The organism is Fulvivirga marina (genome assembly GCF_016775155.1).
Lineage (GTDB): Bacteria > Bacteroidota > Bacteroidia > Cytophagales > Cyclobacteriaceae > Fulvivirga > Fulvivirga marina.
Window position 1 is genome coordinate 1 of record NZ_JAEUGD010000057.1, and the last position, 3,729, is coordinate 3,729.

General features: G+C 42.7%; 4 protein-coding genes and 3 tRNA genes. All 7 read left to right on the forward strand.

All coding sequences use genetic code 11. The features are described from left to right. Positions 1-181: 181 nt before the first annotated feature. Positions 182-255, forward strand: a tRNA-Cys gene (locus JMN32_RS16370). 172 nt (positions 256-427) lie between these two features. Beyond that, positions 428-500: transfer RNA gene (locus JMN32_RS16375), tRNA-Cys, on the forward strand. 101 nt (positions 501-601) lie between these two features. Then, a tRNA-Cys gene (locus JMN32_RS16380) sits at positions 602-674 on the forward strand. A gap of 19 nt (positions 675-693) precedes the next feature. Continuing rightward, positions 694-1,425: an MBL fold metallo-hydrolase gene (locus JMN32_RS16385; protein ID WP_238354513.1), complete on the forward strand. Its 732-nt coding sequence runs from the start codon at positions 694-696 to the stop codon at positions 1,423-1,425. Positions 1,426-1,485: 60 nt separating this feature from the next. Beyond that, complete coding sequence (locus JMN32_RS16390; RefSeq protein WP_202857440.1) at positions 1,486-1,752, forward strand: acyl carrier protein; 267 nt, start codon at positions 1,486-1,488, stop codon at positions 1,750-1,752. 67 nt (positions 1,753-1,819) lie between these two features. Then, on the forward strand, positions 1,820-3,097 hold the full coding sequence (locus JMN32_RS16395) for a beta-ketoacyl synthase N-terminal-like domain-containing protein (RefSeq protein ID WP_202857441.1): 1,278 nt from the start codon (positions 1,820-1,822) through the stop codon (positions 3,095-3,097). Positions 3,098-3,131: 34 nt separating this feature from the next. Continuing rightward, on the forward strand, positions 3,132-3,729 hold a 598-nt coding region (gene fabD / locus JMN32_RS16400), incomplete at its 3' end, for an ACP S-malonyltransferase (protein WP_202857442.1).

The window sequence follows — 3,729 nt, forward strand, 5'->3', positions numbered from 1 at the left end:
CCCGTACAGCCGCCATGGTGTTATTTGGGCACCGAGCAGCAGTCTACATGAAAGGCTATAATGGGTATTTCGATTTGAAAGAAATTGAAGCTATAAAGTAAATAATATAAATTAGTTTGCATTTTATATAAGATAAGAAGTAAATAAATATTACTTTTTATTATATTGCTATGCAAACTCTGGTGCTGTACCCAAGTGGTTTAAGGGGAAGGTCTGCAAAACCTTTATTCGGTGGTTCGAATCCACTCAGCACCTCGGTGAAATAGCCTGTATTTTAGTTTGTTATGGTGATCTATTAATGTTATCCATAAGAGTGTCACCCGGCAAATGAGAGAATTTAATAAGTTCTCGTAGCAGGAGTTTTCAACTTAGGAAGAATCTTCCTTCGTTTAGGGATATCCGCGAATGATAGGATTCTAAAAGTATTGGCGCTGTACCCAAGTGGCTAAGGGAAAGACCCGCAAAGTCTTTATTCAGTGGTTCGAGTCCACTCGGCGCCTCAATGAAATGAAGCTTACAAGGCTTCAAAGCAGAGTTTTAAAGTTAAGGAAGAATCTTTTTCGTTAGGGGTATCCGCGAATGATAGGATTCTAAAAGTATTGGCGCTGTACCCAAGCGGCTAAGGGAAAGGCCCGCAAAGTCTTTATTCAGTGGTTCGAGTCCACTCGGCGCCTCTAAAAACATACAGTTTATATGTCAATGAAGTTTGAAGATTTAGAGAGGGGCATTCACTATATAGATGCAGGATTCAGAGGGGTAATACAGGTTGCCGTACTGAGAATGACATATGTATCCATGGTCAACTATACCTATTTAGTAGTTGATAATATAACCAATCAATCAGTAATCGTAGATCCGGCCTGGAACATGGAAAAGGTAGACCATGCTCTGGAAGATACTGGAACAAAATTGAGTGGAATTTTGCTTACGCACGCTCACCCTGATCATACTGACTTGGCCAGGCCGTTGGCTGAAAAATATCACTGTCCAGTATGGATGTCAAATGAGGAAATTATGGATTCCGGTTTTTATGCGCCACATTTGGTTGGTATAGATTCCAGGCCATGGTCAGTTGGGCAGATTCAAATTCAACCCATTCTGACACCGGGCCATACGCCAGGAGGCATGTGCTACCACATAGGGGACAACCTATTTACAGGTGATACCTTATTTGCTGAGGGGTGTGGCCTATGCTCGGATATGGAGGCTGCTCATGAAATGTATGAAAGTCTTGAGCATCTCAAAAGCAGGCTTAAGCCGGATACACTTATATTTCCCGGTCATAGCTATGGCAGGCAACCTGGTCAAAAATTTTCGCAGGTATTGAGGGATAACATCTACCTGCAATTTAAAAACAAGCATGATTTTACCGCATATCGTTTAAGAAAAGGCCAAAATAGATTAAGCTTTTTTGACTTTCGGTAAATCATATGAAGTAAGATACTAAAACAACAAAACTTATAACCATTTAAAAGAGAGAAGATTATGTCAAAAGAACATGTATTTGAAGTAGTAAAAAAGATAGTGATGGAAGTACTTCCAGATGTGGGACCTGAGCAGATCTCAATGGAGATTAGTCTCAAAGATTTGGGTGCAAACTCTATTGATAGAATGGAAGTCGTTACTATGTCGATGGAAGAGCTGGGACTCAAAATACCATTGATGAGCTTTGCCCATGTGAGCAATGTTGAAGGCCTGGTTGATGTCTTGAACATGAACTATGCTGCTGTAAGTGAGAACGACACAATGTAATATATCCGCAATTACAATAGGCTGAAAATCAGCTTGGCGGTTTTTGTTACGTAATGAGAGATAAATAATGTTAAATAAAAACAAAGTTGGAATTACGGGAATGGGGATAGTTTCTTCAATAGGAAGTGACATTTCCTCATTTTGTAATTCTTTAAAAAACGGGAAGTCTGGTATCAGGCAAATGGCAGACACAAAAGAACCAAAAGTGTCTGTTGACATTGCCGCTGAAATACAAGATTTCTCCTTTTTAAACCTACTGGATCGTTTGGAAAATGTGCCTGACCAAAAGCGCAAGTATGCTAAGCGGTTAGGTCAAAGAGCACCGTTTGTTGTCCAGACATCAATTATATCTGCACTGGAAGCGTGGTACAACGCAGGACTGTTCGAAAAAGAGGCACTGCCTGAGCGAATGGGGTTAATTGTGGCTGGGCAAAACAGTACCCAGAACTATCAGTACGATCTGATCCCAAAATTCATGGAAAACCCGGAATACCTGTCGCCAAGGTATGCATTGGAATTTTTGGAAACCAATCAGGTAGGCGTCTTAAGTGAAATGCTGGGGATACAGGGCGAAGGCTTTGTAGTTGGAGGCGCTTCAGCAACCGGCAATGTAGGAGTAATTAAAGGTTATCAGCAGGTGCTTGCAGGTTTTGCAGATGTATGTCTGGTAGTGGGTACTATTGCCGACCTTTCTCCTATGGATATGCAGGGATTTATCAATATTGGCGCCATGGGAGGTAAGAAGTATATTGATCAGCCGGAAAAATCTTGCCGTCCGTTTGATTCACAACACGAGGGTTTCATATATGGGCAAGCCAGTGCATGCCTGATACTGGAGTCGGAGGCAAGTGCGGCCAAAAGGGGAGTACCATTCCTGGCAGAGATCAAGGGGGGGGCTTTGAACCTCGATAGCAACAGCTCTGCCAATCCCAATTTAAATGGTGAATCAAAAGCTATGCAGTCTGCATTGGAACAGGCCGGAATGTCGGCTTCAGATGTAGATTACGTCAATACCCACGGAAGCTCATCAGCCCTGGGAGACAAAACCGAAGCAGAGGCTATAGGCCGCGTACTTGGAAGTCGAGCTTCCGATGTATGGCTTAATGCAACCAAGGGCCTTACCGGACACTGTCTGTACTCAGCTGGTGTAGTGGAGGTGATCGCTACTGTTTTGCAAATGAGGGAAGGATTCCTTCATCCCAATATCAACCTTGAAGAACCGATCCATAAGGACCTTAAATTTTGTGGAGCCGAGGCCATTAACCATCAGGTTAACGTGGCAATCACTAACTCCTTTGGCTTTGGTGGGATCAATACCTCAGTGGTATTGGAGCGAGGGAAATAGGCTTATTGGATGTTGAAGTAAAAACAATAAAGAAATGAAGAAAACATATGTATTTCCTGGTCAAGGGTCACAAAGAAAAGGCATGGGAGGAGACCTTTTCGATGAGTTTCCCGAGATCACTAAGAAAGCAGATAAGATACTGGGTTACTCAATCAAAGAACTATGTTTGAATGACCCCGACCAGCAATTAAACCAAACCCAATACACCCAACCCGCATTATATGTGGTTAATGCCCTGTCATATGAGAAGAAGCTCAAAGACGGGGAGAAGAAACCCGATTTTTTGGCCGGCCATAGCTTGGGCGAATATAACGCACTGCTAGCAGCAGGCGTATTTAGCTTCGAAAATGGACTTAAGCTGGTAAAGAAGCGAGGCGAGCTGATGAGCCAGGCCAAAAATGGTGGTATGGCGGCAATTTTAAATTCTTCGGAGGAACAGATTCAAGAGATATTAAAAGAAGCCAAACTGACGGGTATTGATATAGCGAATTTGAATGCTCCGACCCAGATCGTAGTATCCGGTTTGCGGGATGATATTAACCAGGCACAGCCATATTTTGAGAAGGCCAATGTCATGTTCATTCCGCTGAATACGAGTGGAGCTTTTCACTCACGCTATATGAAAGAGGCTG